The following is a 16,334-nucleotide window of genomic DNA, read 5'->3' on the forward strand; positions in this document are numbered from 1 at the left end:
CGCGGACATGATCGTCCGCGCCGTTCCTCGTTCGGGAGCCGATGCATGAGCAGCCACTCGAAGAACAAGGTGTCCGCGACGCCGGACGCGCTCGCCTTCCTCGCCGAGATCGTCGCCGACCACGGGCCTGTGCTGTTCCACCAGTCGGGCGGCTGCTGCGACGGCTCGTCGCCGATGTGCTATCCGCGGGCTGAGTTCCGCATCGGCGAGAACGACGTGCTGCTCGGCCATATCGGCGATGACACGCCGGTCTACATCGGCGGCGCCCAATACGAGATGTGGAAGCACACAGACCTCATCCTGGACGTGGTGCCGGGGCGCGGCGGCATGTTCTCGCTCGACAACGGCCGCGAGCGGCGGTTCCTGACGCGCTCCACCGTCTGCGCCGTGCCGGGATGAGAATCCCATACAGGGAAGCGGAAGAGTCGTAACGGTCGAGAGGCGGCAAGTCGTCGGCTCTCGACAGGCAGTACGAACGACATCCGGACCGGCATGGACGATCCGGAAGATCACGTCAGGCTTGGGGACGCGGTTCGGGTTCGACGGTATCGCAAGTTCTGGAAAGATGCGTGGAAGCCTCGAAGCGCTTCGCTTCCTCGGCGAGCCATTCGCAGAAGATCTGCGACTTGCGGTGCTGCCTGCTCCGCCGGGCTGCGACGTATGTCTGTCCGCTGTCGACGAAGCCATGGGGAGCGATCAGTCGACCCGAACCGACGTCGTCGGCGACCATGGGCCACGGCGCGACGCACATGCCGAGCCCTGACAAGGCAGCCTCGATCATGAAGTAGAAGTGCTCGTACTCGACGTCATCGCCGTCCGGCACCGTCATCGTGGATCTTTCCCGCCATACGTCCCAGGTGTTACGGCGGCTGCGCGTATGCAGCAGTGTAAGCTTGTCGAGCGAGCGACCGAGGCGTTCGTGCAGACTTGGCGAAAGCACCGGACCAATCCTTTCCGGCAGGAGCTCGGTCACCTCGGCATCCTCGGGCCAAGGTCTTCGAGTGGCGCGGATGGCGACGTCGAAGGAATCACGCTGGAAATCGACAGGCTGGCTCGATGCCGACAAGCGCACCTCAATGGCCGGGTTGGCGTTGTTGAACCGGAACAGCCGTGGGATGAGCCAGCGCATCGTGAAGGTCCCGGGGCACGAGATGTTGAGCGGCCCGTCGGCGGTGTCGGCGACGGATCGAACCGCCATGTCCATCTGATCGAAGGCGACGCTCAGTCCCGTCAGCAAGGTCGATCCCGCGCTCGTCAGTTGGATGCCGTTCTTCGGCCCCGAAAACAGCGCGACGCCCAGCAGGTCTTCCAGGTGTTGCACCTGTCGGCTGATGGCGCTGTGGGTCACGTGCAACTCTTTGGCCGCCAGCGTCATGCGCCCATGACGCCCCGCGGCCTCGAAGGCTCGAAGCGCGTTCAACGATGGCAGCCGTCGCATCTTGTGAGTTCACCGAACATAGCGTGTTCGATCTTATAGTTTGGCCCGGGCTTCAGCCAATGCTTTCCTTCGCATCGTTGTGAGGAAAGGATACAACGTAATGGGGATCCGCCACCAGGACGGCAGCGCCGGCGATGCCGATTACGGTCTCATCGGCACCAACTACCGCAGCTATCGCCGATCGGATACATTCCCGAAGCAGCTGTTGCTCGGGCTAAAGAATGGGTCGCGGGTAAGTTCTTTGCGTCCCGTGGCATACCCGCCTCCGACGTTTCACTGCGCGTTGCTTTACCTCGTACAAGTAGCAACGCCGTGCGGCGGCATTGGAGGCTCGTGCGTCTGCTTTGCGAGGATGTGGATCCCGCAATCCGCGTACTTGTCGATGGTTGCGAAGTGAGGCTCGTAGACGTGCTCGGTATTCGCAAGACGCCGATTCAGAAGGCACTATCCGTTTACGCCGGGCCCACCGTCAGTATCTCGCGGACGATCAACGAAGATGCCCGCAGGTTGGAAGTGGATCGGAAACTCGCGCCGCTATCCGCCTTCCGGGATGCCGCTTGGACGGATATCGCGATAGGATGGGAACTGTCAGAGCACGCTGATCGTCAAAGGACGGTGGCCGAACGTCAGCGACAGGAAAGGACAGCAAATCTGGAGTTCGCTGGGCTGCAAGATGAACGGCTTCGCCAGATGCATTCCGACAGACTAGCAGAGCTTCGAGCATCGTGGTCGTCCAACCCGTACGACCGGGAGCGGACTTGGTCGACATGGTGGACCAAGCACCTGCAAATTCCTTCATCCGGCAGGACTAGGTAGGGGACGCACTCAGGTCCATGCGATGGTTGAAGAAACGAGGGCGAGGGCCGCGAGGTAGTTTCGGGCGAGGCGCTCGTAGCGGGTTGCGATGCGCCGCCAGTTCTTGAGGCGGCGGAACAAGCGCTCGATGCGGTTGCGGCGTTTGTAGGCGCGGCGATCCAACGGGAACGGCTTGGTGCGTGTCGCGGTGGAGGGGATGACGGCTTTGATGCGCCGCGCCTTCCCTCCTTTTCCACCTGCAGCCGAGCGATGCGCTTTGACGTGGGTGCTGTCGAGGCTGAGTTCGTTGGGGACTTCTCCGGCGGCCGCGACCGCTTCGAAGATGCGTTGTCAGACGCCGCGTCGGCTCCAGCGGCTGAAGCGGTTGTAGATCGTGGTGGCCGGACCATACTCGGGCGGAACGTCCCGCCAGCGCCCGTGACATAGCCACACGCCGGTGATACACATCGACTTCAGATATGGCGGCCAACCCGCTGTTTTTGCAAGATGCTGCTGGGGATGGATGCAGTCCGCCCCTGGGCACCATTCTTTTCAATAGTTTAGTTGGTGTGACGGATGTGAAAGTTCTGCATTTTTTGATGTAGTTCTGCATGAGATGGCATGCATTGTGCAGCAACTCGCACTCCACGTGCAGCTCTACGGTTGGGTACGAGTTCCTCTGACTTCTGCAGGCGGATAGTGTCGAAAAAGTCGGATGAGCACTCGGCGACGCGGACTCGCACCGAAACTTCCGGAACGGATTTCCAGCAATCAGCATACGCTGAAATGGATTTGCGGCATTCGGCCATCGACCCCGGCGGTCTGAGCAATCCATTTCAGCCGTGGAGGCAACAAGTAACGTACGGACTTTTTCAACATTATCGGCGCGAAGCGGACCGCCGATTGCTAAACCGGGCAACGCGGTCCTCAAGGGGCCGTTAGTGTTGAAAAAGGGTGCGTACGTTACTTGTTGCCTCCACGGCTGAAATGGATTGCCCAGATCGCCGCTAATGGCGGTTGGACGGCGCAACCCATTCCGTTGTAGGGTTAGTCGCCGGAAATCCGTTCCAATGTGTCGGCCCCGTTTTCGGCCGCCGAGCGTTCATCCGATTTTTTCAACACATGGGCCGAAAGCCGCCGGTCCGCTTCTGGTAGGCTGATCCGGGAAAGTTGTCGTTCGGCCTCCGACGGTTTTGAGCGTGGTCGCGATCGGCGTCGCGGTGAACGAAGGGTTAGCGTGTTTCCGGCAATCTTCGGCTTCGAACATTGCCAAGAACCGAGTGTGACGTGAGCGATCTTGCGAATTCCGTGAAGTCTCGCGGCCTGCTGGCGCAGGTTCGCCGCTCAATGCAGCATGTCCGCAGTTTTCAGGTCGAGACGGAACTTCCGAAGACGATGCGCGACAAGCTCGTCGAGCTCGACCGGGCCATCACGTCGCGAGCCGCCAAGCCGCAGTAGACCGCAACCGTCCGCAGGCGTGAATTCGCCCGGCGGTTCGCGAGCCGACGTTGGCCTGCATCGATCATCTCGCCAACGTTTCGGCCTGAAAGCCATGCCGCAGTTCGGCGCTGTCGGCTGCGTCACCAGAAACGGCTGCCGGGCACGCCCTTGAACGGGCCGGCGAGGTCGCTCGTGATCCAGCCGCCGTAGAACCCGCCCGGCTGCGGCACGACCCGCTCGCCGTCGACAGTGCATTCGTCGAACGGCGCGGCGTAGAAGGCGACGTGGTCGCGAAGGACTGCAAACGGTGCGGTCGGGTCCGGGTAGCTCCAGCCGACGTCCGGCAGCACCTCGCCGCCGATCGCGACGTCGAAGTAGACGGCGCCTCCCTTCCATTCGCACAGCGAGCGACGCTCCGTTCGCCGCAGCCGCGTCATGTCGATGTCGTCCGGCGGGATGTAGTAGCTCGGCGGATGGCTGGTCTCGAGCGTGCGGACGGCGCGGACCGTATCGGCGAGCAGGACGCCGCGGTGGATGATCCTAACGCGCTTCGCTGTCGGCGCGGCCACGGCGGGGCGCGGATAGTCCCACACGCTTTCCTGGCCGGGCAGCGGGTGAAGCGGAACAGGTCTCATTCGTCATCAATCCTGCCGACGATCGTTACAGTGCAGGATATAGCAGGACCGCCGCGGCAGCGGTTCAGAAGTCCGCCGCCGACGTTCGTTCGACCTGTGCCTCGGCCTCGGGGGATGGCGACCGACGAGCCGGCCGATCCCTAACGCGCCGAACGCGCCGAGGGGTCGACGGCTCCGACCGGAAATGCCAAGCGCAATCGATCGAGTGAATGGCGTGATCCGTCCGCTATCCGTCCCTCTTGCTGCTTTCGCGCCGCTGCGATCGGCGGCATCCTCCGCACTGCCATCCGCAGGAGCCAGCACGATATGTCCGCCACCGCCCTCATCGTCATCGATGCTCAAGAGTCCTTCCGGCATCGGCCCTACTTCCGCGAGGACGATGTCGCAACCTACATCGCGCGCCAGCAGGCGCTGATCGACGGCGCTGTCGGAGCCGGGATGCCGATCGTTCAGGTCTTCCATGTCGAGGACGAGGGGCCATTCGCGGAAAGCTCCGGCCTAGTACAGACGCTCGCGCCGCTGCGCCTGTCCCCCGATGTCGTGTTCGCCAAGCGCCGGCACAGCGCTCTCGTCGGCAGCGGCCTCGACGTCTGGCTCACCTCGAACGGCATCCGCCGCCTGCTCGTCTCCGGCATCCGCACCGAGCAGTGCTGCGAGACGACGACGCGGCACGCTTGCGACCTCGGCTACGGCGTCACCTACGTCGGCGAGGCGACGCTGACCTTCCCGATGACCGACGCCTCGGGTCGCACCTGGAGCCCGGCCGAGATCCGCGCCCGCACCGAACTAGTGCTCGCCGGCCGGTTCGCCCGCATCGCGACCGTCGAGGAAGCGCTCTCCGGCGAGCCGGACGCGCTCGCAGCATGAACGCATCGCCGGTGCCTCGCGAGATCGAGGTCGTTGTGGTCGTGCCACCGCGGGTACTGCTGCTCGACATCGCCGGACCGATCGAGGTCCTGCGTAAAGCCAACATGGAGCAGGCGGCGGTACGCTTCGCCGTCAGCTATGTCGGGCCCACCGCGATGGTCGGCAGCTCGATCGGCCTTGGCCTCGCCGGGATCGCGCCGCTGCCGGAAGCCGTACCGCCCGGTGCATTGGTAGTGGTGCCCGGCGAGGCTAGCCAGACGCTCGGTTCCGACGACGACGGCCACGGCGACGATGCGCAGGAAGCGGCGATCGTCGCGTGGCTGGCAAAGGTGGTCCGTCCCGGCGTCCAGCTGGCGACGATCTGCTCGGGCGCGCTGCTCGCCGGACAAGCCGGCCTCCTCGACGGCCACGACTGCACGACGCACCATGCGACTGTCGCGGAACTCGCCCGCGTCGCGCCTCGCGCCCGCGTCGTCGAGAACCGCCTGTTCGTCGAGAGCGGCGAGCGCCTGACCAGCGCTGGCATCACGTCCGGCGTCGACCTGATGCTGCACCTCGTGGCGAAGGAAGCCGGCCACGCCGCGGCGCTCGCCGTCGCCCGTTTTCTCGTCGTCTACCTGCGGCGCGCCGGCTCGGACCCACAGCTCTCGCCCTGGCTGGAAGGCCGCAACCACCTGCACCCTGCGGTCCACCGCGCCCAGGACGCCGTGGCGGCCGATCCGGCGCGTCCCTGGTCGCTGGAGGCGCTGGCTCGCACCGCCGCCACGAGCCCGCGCAACCTGTCGCGGCTGTTCAACGAGCACGCGGAGATGAGCGTCACGGACTACGTCAACCGGATGCGCGTCGCGCTGGCGCATGAACTGGTGGCGAACTCTCGCCTCGATCTGGAACACGTCGCGAGCCGCGCCGGTTTCGGCTCGACGCGCCAGCTGCGGCGCGCCTGGCGTCGGTTCCATGCTTCTCCGCCAAGCAGCATGCGGGGGGCATCCGATCGGGTCGAACGGCCGCTCTCGAAACGAGGATGACGATGCAAAAGCGCGACGCAGCCGGGCCGATAGCCGACCGTCCGCTTCCACGCGACCAATGATGGAAAGCGGCCGTGCGACTTCCGACCTGAAACTATGGCCGGCGCGGAGCCCGTACCGACGGGACCGTCCCAACACGATGAAGCCGCGGACCTACCTCCGAAGTTCGAGAGAACGGTCCGAAGCATCGATCCGTCCATCGGCGGCACAACTGGCGTACCAGCGGAGCGCGGCCTCCGGCACCTGCTCGGCTGGCATCGGTCGGCCGATCAGGTAGCCCTGCGCGCAGTCGCAGCCGAAGGCGCGCAGCAGTTCGAGCTGTTCCGTGGTCTCGACGCCCTCGGCCGTCATGCGGATGCCGAGGTTGCGACCGAGTTCGACAAGGCTCTTGACCAGACCACGGTCGAAGGGCTCCGTGCACATGTTGGCGACGAACGACCGGTCGATCTTGACGCGATCGACCCGAAGCTGCCGCAGATGGGTCAGCGAGGCATGGCCCGTCCCGAAGTCGTCGAGGGCGCAAACCATGCCGAGCTTGGCGAGACGTTGCACCGTCGAGACGATCTGCTGCGGATCGCGGCCGAGATAGGCCGTTTCCACGAGTTCGATCTTCAGCCGGTCCGGCGTCAACTGGTTGAGGTCGAGAAGTTCCGCGACCCGCTCGACGAGGTCCGCACGGCGGAGCTGCGCTTCGGAGGCGTTGACGTTGACGGCCGCGACCGGGACGCCGGCGGCGACCCATTCCCGCATCTGCCGCAGCGCCTGGCGCAGGACGGCATCGTCGATGGCCATCGACAGGACGGGGTCCTCGAGCGCCGCCGCGAACTCGGACGGGGGCAGGATCCCGCAGATGGGATGGTTCCAGCGCGCCAGCGCCTCGAGGCCCCGCACCTGGCACGTCTTGAGGTCAACGATCGGCTGGTAGAAGGCGACGATCTCATCTCGATCGATCGCGTGCCGGATGGCGTCGAGAACCCGTGCGTCCTGGTCCGTTCGGCGGCGAAGCTCCGGTGAGAACGTCTCGGCGCGGTTCCGCCCGAGCGCCTTGGCCCGGTAGAGCGCGAGATCGGCACACTTCAGCAGGCCGTCGACGTTGCTCGCGAACGCCAGATGCGAGACGCCGATGCTCGCCGTCGGATAGAGCGTGTCGTCGCCGGTCTGGATCGTCTGGCGAACGGCTTCGAGGATCTGTGAGGCCTTGCCTTCGAGACTGGCAGCGTCCGGAACGTGCGACAGAAGGACGGCGAATTCGTCGCCGCCGATCCGGGCCACCGTGTCGGTCGCTCGCACGCAATGCCGCAGGCGGCTTGCGATCTCCTGCAGCAGCCTGTCGCCAGCCGGATGCCCGAAGGTGTCGTTGACGGTCTTAAAGTGGTCGATGTCGACGAGAAGCAGTGCCGCGTTAGCTCGCTGCGACATCGCCTCCTCGATTTCTGCCAAGCGCATCTCGAACGCGCGCCGGTTCGGCAGGCCGGTCAGGGCATCGATATAGACGAGGTCTTGCAAGCGATCGCGGGCGGTCTTCTCGGCGGTCACGTCCTCGATGACGCCGACGATGCGCCGGATGCCGCCAGTCTCCTGCCATTGGCCGATCGTGCGGACCCAGCCGCTTCGACCCGCCGCATCCGTGAACGGCACCGTCAGGTCATAGGGCGTGCCGGTCGCGGCCGCCGCTTCCAAGCCCGCGCTGATCGCGGCGCGAGCGTCTTCCGGGTAGAACGAAAGCGCGCGTTCGACGCTCATCGGATCGCCGGAAGGCACGCCAAAGATGCGGCATGTTCCTTCCGACCATGTCAGCGCGCCGCTGGCGACATCGACGTCCCAGGTGCCGAGCGTCCGCAACGCTTCGATCTGGGCGGCCTGCGTCCGAATACGAACGGCTTCGGCTTCAAGGCAAGTCACCCGATCGAGAAGCAGCCTGTGATCGAGTGGCGACGCGTCGCCACCAACTTCGCCTTCGAAGGTCGACCGTTGCAAATTCAGCCTCCCTGTCCGGCCCCGGGTGCGTTCAGTAGTTGCCTGCTAGTATGGACGTGACCGATTAAAGTTCGGTCGATGGCGATCGCCCGCCTTTGCTGCTTCGAACGCGACGGTGCCAACAACAGGGCAAGCCTGCCACTTACCAGGGTTGGCCGCCGCCGAACGACCAGTCCTCCTTTTCGACGAACACCATGTTGAACATGACGTCATCGGGGCGGACGGCGAGCTTGGCTTGGAGCTCGTCGGCGACGAACCGATAGAAGGCGAACTTCGTGTCCTTGAGGTTGCCGACGGTGCTGGTCACCTGGATCAGGATGAAGTCCGGCGATCGGCTGTGGTCGCCATCAAAGTTTTCACTATAGGCCCCATCGAAGGCATGTCCTTCGCGGCTACTTCACAAGTTGTCGAACCAATTAACGCGACTGAAAAAATACAGCCTATGAAAGATTTCGCGTTTCCTAGCGATCTAGTTAACCCAATTAATAGTGAATCTTTGAACCTATAAGCCATGATTGTATCTCTCTTAGTCGATCCTGTGCGCCTCTTGCCGTGAGTACTACCTTCAACCCTCCGGATAATCGAGTTAAACGACGTTAATCGTCAGCAGCGCAGCGCCGTCACTCGGCTGAAACGATCAAAACGGTTCGCTCGGGCGCGACCTTCATTCGCTTCTCATCTGCAAGCTTTTATTGACCTTCCGGCGCCTGAATGTCCCGATCAAACATCCATGTTCCGTGATTCCTGATCAACGCGGTCGAACGGAGAGCACAATTCCCTTCAACGAACTGAGATTTAACCGGATTTACTGTCTTTTAACCGCCCCCTTCCTTCGGTGCCGCTATCTTGGGGCGAGCAAACTGCCGACATGCGCGGAATTTCACCGAGGAGCCAACGATGAGCACCAACAAAAGCGAAGGACCCGGTCCGATCGACCAGGGGCGGCGTAGCGTCATTCGAGCCGCTGGGGCGGCGACGCTCTCCGGGATCGCGGCATCGACCTTATCACCGACCTCATCCATCGGGGCAGAAGCTTCGTCCAGTCGTTCGAATGCAAACGTCAACGACGGGACGCTGGGATCCCGCTTGCAGGGCATGCAGCATTTCGGCCTCACTGTGCAGGATATGGATCGGGCGTTCGAGTTCTACACCGAGGTTCTTGGCGGCACCGAGGTGATGAGGGATGGGGATTTCCACGGCGAGCCCATCCACAACACCATCCTGACGGATCAGGAGATCATCGCGAAGCAGAACGAGATCGATCCGCGTACGATCGGTGTCCCAGACCTGAGAGACGGGACGCAACGCCTCGATGTGCGCTTCGTCCAGTTCGACAACATGGCTCTGGAGCTACTCCAGTATCGTGAGGCGGATAAGTCGGCGGGAAGCGGCAGTTGGGCCGAGCCGCGAGACCACATGAGCCCCGCCTATCCGCGATCGATGCACATCTGCTTCCACATCCGAGACGACGTGGACTTCGGCAAGTTCATCAGCGATCTCGAAGCCGAATGCGAACGAAGAGGCATGGCGCAGGTGAAAGCGAACCGCGTCGTAACCGTCACGTCTGAGGAGCAGCGCAAGGCGGCGCCGATGAGCGCGAACGCCAACCGGATCAAGGAAGGCAAGTCGAATGGCTGGACCCTCATGTACTGCAAGGGCCCGGAAGGCGAGCAACTGGAGTTCGTCCAAGCGATCGATCCGGTTCGCCAGACGTTCGCCGAGGCGCGCGAGGCACGTCGGCGGATGCCGGGAGCGGGTTGAGATGACGGCGTTCCCGTTTTGCGTCCCGAGCCCGGAGATCCGAGATGACTCGATCCGCCAAGTGGCGTTCGCTCGCATGTGTTTTGTTGGCGGTTACCGCGATGCGTTCTGAATCGCGCGGCCAGGAAATGTCGGGGGCTTTTTACGGCTCGGTACCACACGCCGCCTTCTCGGTGGTCGCCGAAGTCCGCGCCAAACCCGGACGGGAAGCGGAGCTCCGCGCCGCGACCCTGCCGTTGATCGGGCTCGTGCGAAGCGATCCCAAGAACCTCGTGTACTTCCTGCAGGAGGACCGGGAATCGAACGGCCACTTCATTTTCTTCGAGGTCTTCGCCAGCGAGGCGGACTTCGAGGCTCACAACGCCCAACCCTACGTGAAGGAATGGTTCGCCAAGTTGCCGGACCTGGCGCTGGGCGGCGTTCAAGCGATGAAGATGACGGTGCTCTCCGAGCGAAACGAATAAACCTCGGCGACATGGTCGAAGGCGATCACTGTCGCCAGGACAAGCCGGAATTTCTAAAGGTCAATCGTCGCCAATGCTCAACGCCGAAGGCGCGAGAGCATCGCGCGTGATGGCTACGAACCGAGCGCCCCTAGCCGCATGAACCCACGATCGATGAACACTGCGGACGTGACGATCCAAGGACGCGTAACGTCCCGACATCCCGGAGGTCGAATATGCGCGATCCGATACCGGCTGTGGTCAGCCGACGTGAGCTGATGGTGAGCGGCGGCGCCTGCGCCGCTGCGGCAACGGTCGGCTTTCCCTCTCTCGCCGAGGCTCTCCCGACGCCTGCGGACGCCGTCGTCGCGGCGACGGTATCGCTAAATGTGAACGGAACATCGCACGATCTGGACCTCGACCTTCGCACGACGCTGCTCGACGCGCTGCGCGAGCACTTGAGGCTGACCGGCACAAAGAAGGGCTGCGATCACGGCCATTGCGGCGCATGCACGGTGCTGGTGAACGGCATACGCATCAATGCCTGCCTTAGCCTAGCCATCATGCACGAGGGAGACGACGTTACCACGATCGAAGGGCTCGGCTCGCCGGGGAACTTGCATCCGATGCAGTCCGCCTTCGTCAGGCACGATGGCTTCCAGTGCGGCTACTGCACGCCCGGGCAGATCTGTTCCGCGGTGGCCATCCTCGGCGAAGTCGAGAGGGGGACCCCCAGCCATGTCACCAACGATATCACCCGGCCGATAGAGCTGACGAACATCGAGCTGCGCGAGCGGATGAGCGGCAACATCTGCCGCTGCGGCGCCTATTCCAACATCGCGGATGCCATCGTTGAGATCGCGGGAGCCGGAAGATGATCCCGTTCACCTACGAGAAGGCCGCGAGCCTTGAGGCCGCTATCGCAGCCGTCACGTCCAAACCCGGAGCAAAATTCATTGCGGGCGGTACCAACCTTCTAGACCTGATGAAGCTTCAGATCGAAAAGCCCATCCATCTCGTGGACGTTCGTAAGCTGCCGCTCGCCGCGATCGAGGATACGGCGGACGGCGGTCTTCGCATCGGCGCGCTGGTCACCAACACCGACGTCGCATCCCATCCGCGCGTGAAGCGCGATTACGGCGTTCTCTCTCGCGCGATCGTCGCTGGCGCCACCGGCCAACTCCGCAACAAGGCGACGACCGGAGGCAATCTCCTTCAACGCAATCGCTGCCCGTACTTTTACAGCCTCGATCTACCTTGCAACAAGCGAGCGCCGGGATCCGGATGCTCGGCTATCGGCGGCATTTCGCGCGCTCTGGCGGTGATCGGCACAAGCGAGCATTGCATCGCGCAGAACCCAGGGGACATGGCTGTCGCGTTGCGCGTCCTTGACGCGACGGTGGAGACGATGGACGCCGCCGGGCAGACCCGCAGCGTTCCGATCGCGGACTTCCATCTCCTGCCCGGTGATACGCCCGAGCGCGAGTTCGATCTTCAACCGGGGGAGTTGATCACCGCCGTCGAGCTGCCACCACCACTCGGCGGCACACATCACTACCATAAGGTGCGCGATCGTTCATCCTATGCCTTCGCGATTGTTTCCGTGGCGGCCGTTTTGCAAAGGGGCGGGACGGGTCGCGTCGCATTCGGCAGCGTTGCGCCGAGGCCGTGGCGGGTTGAAACGGCGGAGACAGCGATGGTGGACGGGCCTCGCGCCGTGGTGTCGGCTGCCTTCGGCGGTGCCACGCCGAGGGACGACAACAGGTTCAAGATCCCGCTCGCCGAGCGCACGCTTTCGTTGGTGATGAAGGAAGGGAGGGCGTAAAGCGATGAAGTTCGCAACCGCTGCCGGCCGGAATCCGGTCGACCGGCTCAGAGTGGTCGGGAAGCCACTCGCGCGCATCGACGGGCCGCTGAAGGTCAGCGGAACCGCTCCATATGCCTATGAACGACACGATGTCGTTCCGAACCAGGTCTACGGCTACGTCCTGGGCGCTACGATCGCCAAGGGCCGCATCAAGCGCATCGACACCATCGCGGCCAAATCCGCGCCCGGCGTCGTCGCTGTCATCACGACGTTGGAGTACGCGCCAGCCGCGATCCCCGACCGTCAGGCAGCGCATCTTTTCGGCGGCGGGGAGGTTGCGCATTACCATCAGGCGATCGCCCTAGTCGTGGCGGAAACCTTCGAGACGGCACGCGCCGCCGCCCACCTCATCCGGGTCGAATACAAGGCGGCGCCCGGCAGATACGACCTCGCCGCCGAGGCGCCGGACGCGCCGCTGATCCCGGATCCCAACGAGGGGGAGGACGCGTCGCCGATCGCCCGGATCGGCGATTTCGATGCCGTTTACGCCGCCGCGCCGGTGAAGCTGGACGAGACCTATATGACCCCTGATCAATCCCACGCGATGATGGAGCCACACAGTTCCATCGCCGCCTGGAAGGACGGCAAGCTGACCGTCTGGACGTCGAGCCAGATGATCAACTGGGCCAAGGCGGGTCTCTCGAAGATCCTCGACCTTCCCGAGGAAGACGTGCGCGTGAACTCCTTGTTCATCGGTGGCGGTTTCGGCGGCAAGCTGTACCTGCGGGCCGACGCGCTGCTCGCGGCGCTCGGCGCTCGGGCGACCGGACGCCCTGTAAAGGTGACTTTAGCGCGGCCGCTGATCATCAACAACGGCACACATCGCGCTGCCACGATCCAGAGGGTGCGGCTCGGCGCATCCCGCGACGGCCGGCTGACAGCGATCGCTCACGAGAGCGTCAGCGGCAATCTCCCAGGCGGTCGGCCAGAAGCCGCCAGCTCGCAGAGCAGGCTGTTCTACGCTGCCGGAAGCCGCGAAGTCTCGATGAGGCTTGCGGCGCTGGATCTCCCGGAGGCGAACGACATGCGGGCGCCCGGCGAAGCACCCGGCCTGATGGCGCTCGAGATCGCGATGGACGAGATGGCGGAGAAGCTCGGCCTTGATCCGGTCGAGTTCCGCATTCTGAACGACACGCAGGTCGACCCTGCAGACCCGGAGCGGCGTTTCTCGGAGCGGCACCTCGTCGAGTGTCTGCGGACCGGCGTGGAGCGATTCGACTGGTCGCGCCGCAGCAGTTCGCCCGGGTCCGTGCGCGACGGCAAGTGGCTGAGCGGCATGGGAATGGCAGCAGGATTTCGAGCTAACAAGCTAATGCCATCGAAGGCGCGTGTCCGGCTTGGGCGCGACGGCGTCGTCTCGGTCGAGACCGACATGACCGACATCGGCACCGGTTCCTACACGATCATCGCCCAGACCGTTGCCGAGATGATCGGGGTTGCGATCGCCTCGGTGCACGTGGCGCTCGGCGACTCAACCTACCCGCAATCGGCAGGTTCCGGCGGCCAGTGGGGAGCGAACAACGCAACCGCCGGCGTCTACGCGGCATGCATGAAGCTACGGAAGGCGGTATCAGCTCGACTTGGCTTCAACGCGGATGACACCGAGTTCGTGGATGGAAACGTTGTGTCCGGCAACCGTTCCGTTCCCCTGATCGATGCGACGAAGGAAGGTCCGCTGACAGAAGAAGACGGCATCGAATACGGAGATCTCGAGAAGAAATACGTGCAGGGAACCTTTGCGGCGCATTTCGCTGAAGCCGCCGTGAACGGCTTTACCGGAGAGGTACGCATCCGACGGATGCTGGCTGTGATCGATTCCGGTCGTGTCCTCAATCCCATGACTGCGCGCAGCCAAGTGGTCGGCGCCATGACGATGGGCGTCGGCGCGGCCTTGATGGAGATGCTCGCCGTCGACAAGCGATACGGGCGCTTCATCAATCACGACCTTGGATTCTACGAGGTGCCTGTGCATGCGGACATCCCACATCAAGAGGTGATCTTCCTCGACTATCCGGACGCCGAGTCCTCGCCGATGAAGGCGAAAGGCATCGGCGAGATCGGCCTCTGCGGCGCCGGTGCCGCGATCGCGAATGCGATCTACAACGCCACCGGCGTGCGTGTGCGCGACTATCCTCTGACTCTCGACAAGTTCTTGGAACGCCTTCCTCAGCCCGAGGAAGCGCGCCGAGCCTAATCCGGTTTCCAACCTACAGCTACGGAGGATGCAGGAACTCCTCGGGCATCGTCGAACGACCCGCCGCGGCGGCGCCGGATCGAGTGACGACTTCAACAAGTATCGGAGCAAAACCGTGAAAGCTGCTGATCTCTTCGTATGCGCGTTGCAGCATGAGGGCGTCGAGGTCGCGTTCGGCGTTCCCGGCGAGGAGAATATCGACCTCATCGACGCCTTTCGACGCTCGACGATCAGGCTTGTGATCACGCGACACGAGCAGACCGCGGCCTTCATGGCCGCGACGTTTGGAAGGCTGACGGGAAGGGCCGGGGTTTGCTTCGCGACCCTTGGTCCCGGCGCGCTCAACCTGACCACTCCCGCAGCTTACGCGCTTCTCGGCGGCATGCCGCTCGTCATGGTGACGGGGCAACGGAAGATCCTCAGTTCGCGGGAGGGGCATTTCCAGTCCGTGGACGTGATAGCGACGATGACGCCACTGACCAAGGCATCCCGCCGGATCACGAACGGTGACGGGATTCCGTCTCTCGTGCGTGACGCATTCCGGGTCGCGGAGCGTGAACGGCCGGGACCCGTCCATTTGGAATTGCCGGAAGACGTCGCCGCCGAGACCGTTGACGCCCTCCCGCTTCTTGCCAGATCCGAAAGCGTCTCGCCGATTGCGGCGAGCGAGATGATCGATCAAGCCGCCGATCTGATAGTAAAGGCCGACGCCCCCCTCTTGATGGTCGGCGCGTCGGCAAGCCGTCCGGGGCTGTCGGAGGCGCTCTCGGACTTCGTCCGGCGGGTGCGGATACCCTTCTTCAACACGCAGATGGGCAAGGGAGCGGTGTCCTGCGCGTCTGACCTCTACATGGGCACGGCCGCGCTCACCGAGCGCGATTACGTGCACCGCGCCATCGACGACGCCGATCTCATCGTCGCAATCGGTCACGACACGGTCGAGAAGCCGCCGTTCATCATGGACGCGAGGCGATCCAAGGTGCTTCACGTCGGCCACATCCCCGCCGCGGTGGAGGAAGTCTATTTTCCCGCGGCGGAACTGGTAGGGGACATCGGCCGAAACCTCAGGCTTCTCGCCGATCGCGTCGAGGGCAAGTTACCGAGGGCCGATGCACTCCTGCATCTTCGAGAGGACATACTGGCGCGCGTCGCGAACCGCGCCGACGAAAGTCGCTTCCCCCTCACCCCGCAGCGGATCGTCCACGACGTCCGCAAGGCGATGCCCAAGGACGGCATCGTGTGCCTCGACAATGGGATCTACAAGATCTGGTTCGCGCGCAACTACAGGACGGACGTAGCCAACACGCTTCTCCTAGACAACGCGCTCGCGACGATGGGCGCAGGCCTGCCGTCGGCGATGGCGGCCGCGATGGTGCATCCGGAACGTCACGTCCTGGCGGTCTGCGGGGACGGCGGGTTCATGATGAACGCACAGGACTTGGAGACGGCAATTCGGCTCGGAATCAACCTCGTCGTCCTGATCATCCGGGACGACGGCTACGGCATGATCCGCTGGAAGCAGGCGGTCGAGGGTCTGCCGGAGTTTGGCGCAACCTTCGGCAATCCGGACTTCGACCTTCTGGCCAAAGCGCACGGTGCCAGCGGCACGTCGGTCGTGGACGCGGACGGATTGGTGCCAGCTCTCGTGACGGCCTTCCAGTCGGGAGGCGTTCACGTCGTCACGGTTCCCGTCGACTACTCCGAGAACCTGACCGTCCTCGTGGACGAGCTCTGCAACGACAACGGCGTTCGATCGCGTTGACGGGACGGCATGGCGCGAAGCAGACCCACGCAGGCGTCCGCCGTCGCGATGGACGAGACCTCCCGGCTTCCGCCGGCAGCGAGGTCCGGTCTATGCTGCCGAACCGACGATCGTGCGGCTACATGCGATC

13 protein-coding genes and 2 pseudogenes are annotated in these 16,334 nt (G+C 63.8%); 10 read left to right on the forward strand and 5 right to left on the reverse strand.

Annotation, left to right across the window (positions count from 1 at the left end):
- Positions 1–45 precede the first annotated feature (45 nt).
- The gene (locus tag F6X38_RS17980) at positions 46–399 is read left to right on the forward strand and encodes a DUF779 domain-containing protein (RefSeq protein WP_150972078.1); all 354 of its coding nucleotides are present in this window, start codon (positions 46–48) and stop codon (positions 397–399) included.
- Between the two features lie 115 nt (positions 400–514).
- Here the strand turns inward: F6X38_RS17980 and F6X38_RS17985 are convergent, their stop codons facing one another.
- Both F6X38_RS17985 and F6X38_RS17990 read right to left on the reverse strand, forming a co-directional pair.
- Positions 515–1,438: a LysR substrate-binding domain-containing protein gene (locus F6X38_RS17985; protein ID WP_150972079.1), complete on the reverse strand. Its 924-nt coding sequence runs from the start codon at positions 1,436–1,438 to the stop codon at positions 515–517.
- An 825-nt stretch (positions 1,439–2,263) separates the two neighbouring features.
- Positions 2,264–2,668 (reverse strand): annotated as a pseudogene (locus tag F6X38_RS17990) (transposase); the annotation flags it as partial.
- 852 nt (positions 2,669–3,520) lie between these two features.
- Here F6X38_RS17990 and F6X38_RS23495 point away from each other — a divergent pair.
- Positions 3,521–3,691 (forward strand): hypothetical protein, encoded by a 171-nt coding sequence (locus F6X38_RS23495; protein ID WP_161992819.1) that lies wholly within the window; start codon positions 3,521–3,523, stop codon positions 3,689–3,691.
- A 122-nt stretch (positions 3,692–3,813) separates the two neighbouring features.
- Here the strand turns inward: F6X38_RS23495 and F6X38_RS18000 are convergent, their stop codons facing one another.
- A complete protein-coding gene (locus F6X38_RS18000) occupies positions 3,814–4,308 on the reverse strand; it encodes a DUF427 domain-containing protein (RefSeq protein WP_150972084.1) in 495 nt (164 codons plus the stop codon).
- A 306-nt stretch (positions 4,309–4,614) separates the two neighbouring features.
- Between F6X38_RS18000 and F6X38_RS18005 the strand changes: the two genes are divergently transcribed.
- The gene (locus F6X38_RS18005; RefSeq protein ID WP_150972086.1) at positions 4,615–5,175 is read left to right on the forward strand and encodes an isochorismatase family protein; all 561 of its coding nucleotides are present in this window, start codon (positions 4,615–4,617) and stop codon (positions 5,173–5,175) included.
- On the forward strand, positions 5,172–6,200 hold the full coding sequence (locus F6X38_RS18010) for a GlxA family transcriptional regulator (RefSeq protein WP_150972087.1): 1,029 nt from the start codon (positions 5,172–5,174) through the stop codon (positions 6,198–6,200). The genes F6X38_RS18005 and F6X38_RS18010 overlap by 4 nt, the downstream gene beginning before the upstream one ends.
- A gap of 153 nt (positions 6,201–6,353) precedes the next feature.
- Here the strand turns inward: F6X38_RS18010 and F6X38_RS18015 are convergent, their stop codons facing one another.
- Positions 6,354–8,102 carry a putative bifunctional diguanylate cyclase/phosphodiesterase gene (locus F6X38_RS18015; protein ID WP_281353083.1) on the reverse strand — a complete coding sequence of 583 codons (1,749 nt, stop codon included), beginning with the start codon at positions 8,100–8,102 and terminating at the stop codon, positions 6,354–6,356.
- Between the two features lie 217 nt (positions 8,103–8,319).
- Positions 8,320–8,511 (reverse strand): annotated as a pseudogene (locus F6X38_RS18020) (tautomerase family protein); the annotation flags it as partial.
- A 563-nt stretch (positions 8,512–9,074) separates the two neighbouring features.
- On the opposite strand from F6X38_RS18020, the gene F6X38_RS18025 reads away from it, so the two are divergent.
- The 6 genes from F6X38_RS18025 (at position 9,075) to F6X38_RS18050 (ending at position 16,204) form a co-directional block, all read left to right on the forward strand.
- A complete protein-coding gene (locus tag F6X38_RS18025) occupies positions 9,075–9,938 on the forward strand; it encodes a VOC family protein (protein ID WP_150972091.1) in 864 nt (287 codons plus the stop codon).
- Positions 9,939–9,982: 44 nt separating this feature from the next.
- Entirely contained in the window at positions 9,983–10,402 is a 420-nt protein-coding gene (locus F6X38_RS18030; RefSeq protein ID WP_150972093.1) for a putative quinol monooxygenase, read from the forward strand.
- 215 nt (positions 10,403–10,617) lie between these two features.
- On the forward strand, positions 10,618–11,259 hold the full coding sequence (paoA, locus tag F6X38_RS18035; protein ID WP_150972095.1) for an aldehyde dehydrogenase iron-sulfur subunit PaoA: 642 nt from the start codon (positions 10,618–10,620) through the stop codon (positions 11,257–11,259).
- On the forward strand, positions 11,256–12,206 hold the full coding sequence (locus tag F6X38_RS18040) for an FAD binding domain-containing protein (protein ID WP_150972096.1): 951 nt from the start codon (positions 11,256–11,258) through the stop codon (positions 12,204–12,206). The genes paoA and F6X38_RS18040 overlap by 4 nt, the downstream gene beginning before the upstream one ends.
- A gap of 4 nt (positions 12,207–12,210) precedes the next feature.
- The gene (gene paoC, locus F6X38_RS18045; RefSeq protein ID WP_150972098.1) at positions 12,211–14,442 is read left to right on the forward strand and encodes an aldehyde oxidoreductase molybdenum-binding subunit PaoC; all 2,232 of its coding nucleotides are present in this window, start codon (positions 12,211–12,213) and stop codon (positions 14,440–14,442) included.
- Between the two features lie 28 nt (positions 14,443–14,470).
- A complete protein-coding gene (locus tag F6X38_RS18050; protein ID WP_150972100.1) occupies positions 14,471–16,204 on the forward strand; it encodes an acetolactate synthase large subunit in 1,734 nt (577 codons plus the stop codon).
- Positions 16,205–16,334: the final 130 nt, after the last annotated feature.

It is taken from the genome of Plantimonas leprariae (genome assembly GCF_008802405.1).
Lineage (GTDB): Bacteria > Pseudomonadota > Alphaproteobacteria > Rhizobiales > Rhizobiaceae > Plantimonas > Plantimonas leprariae.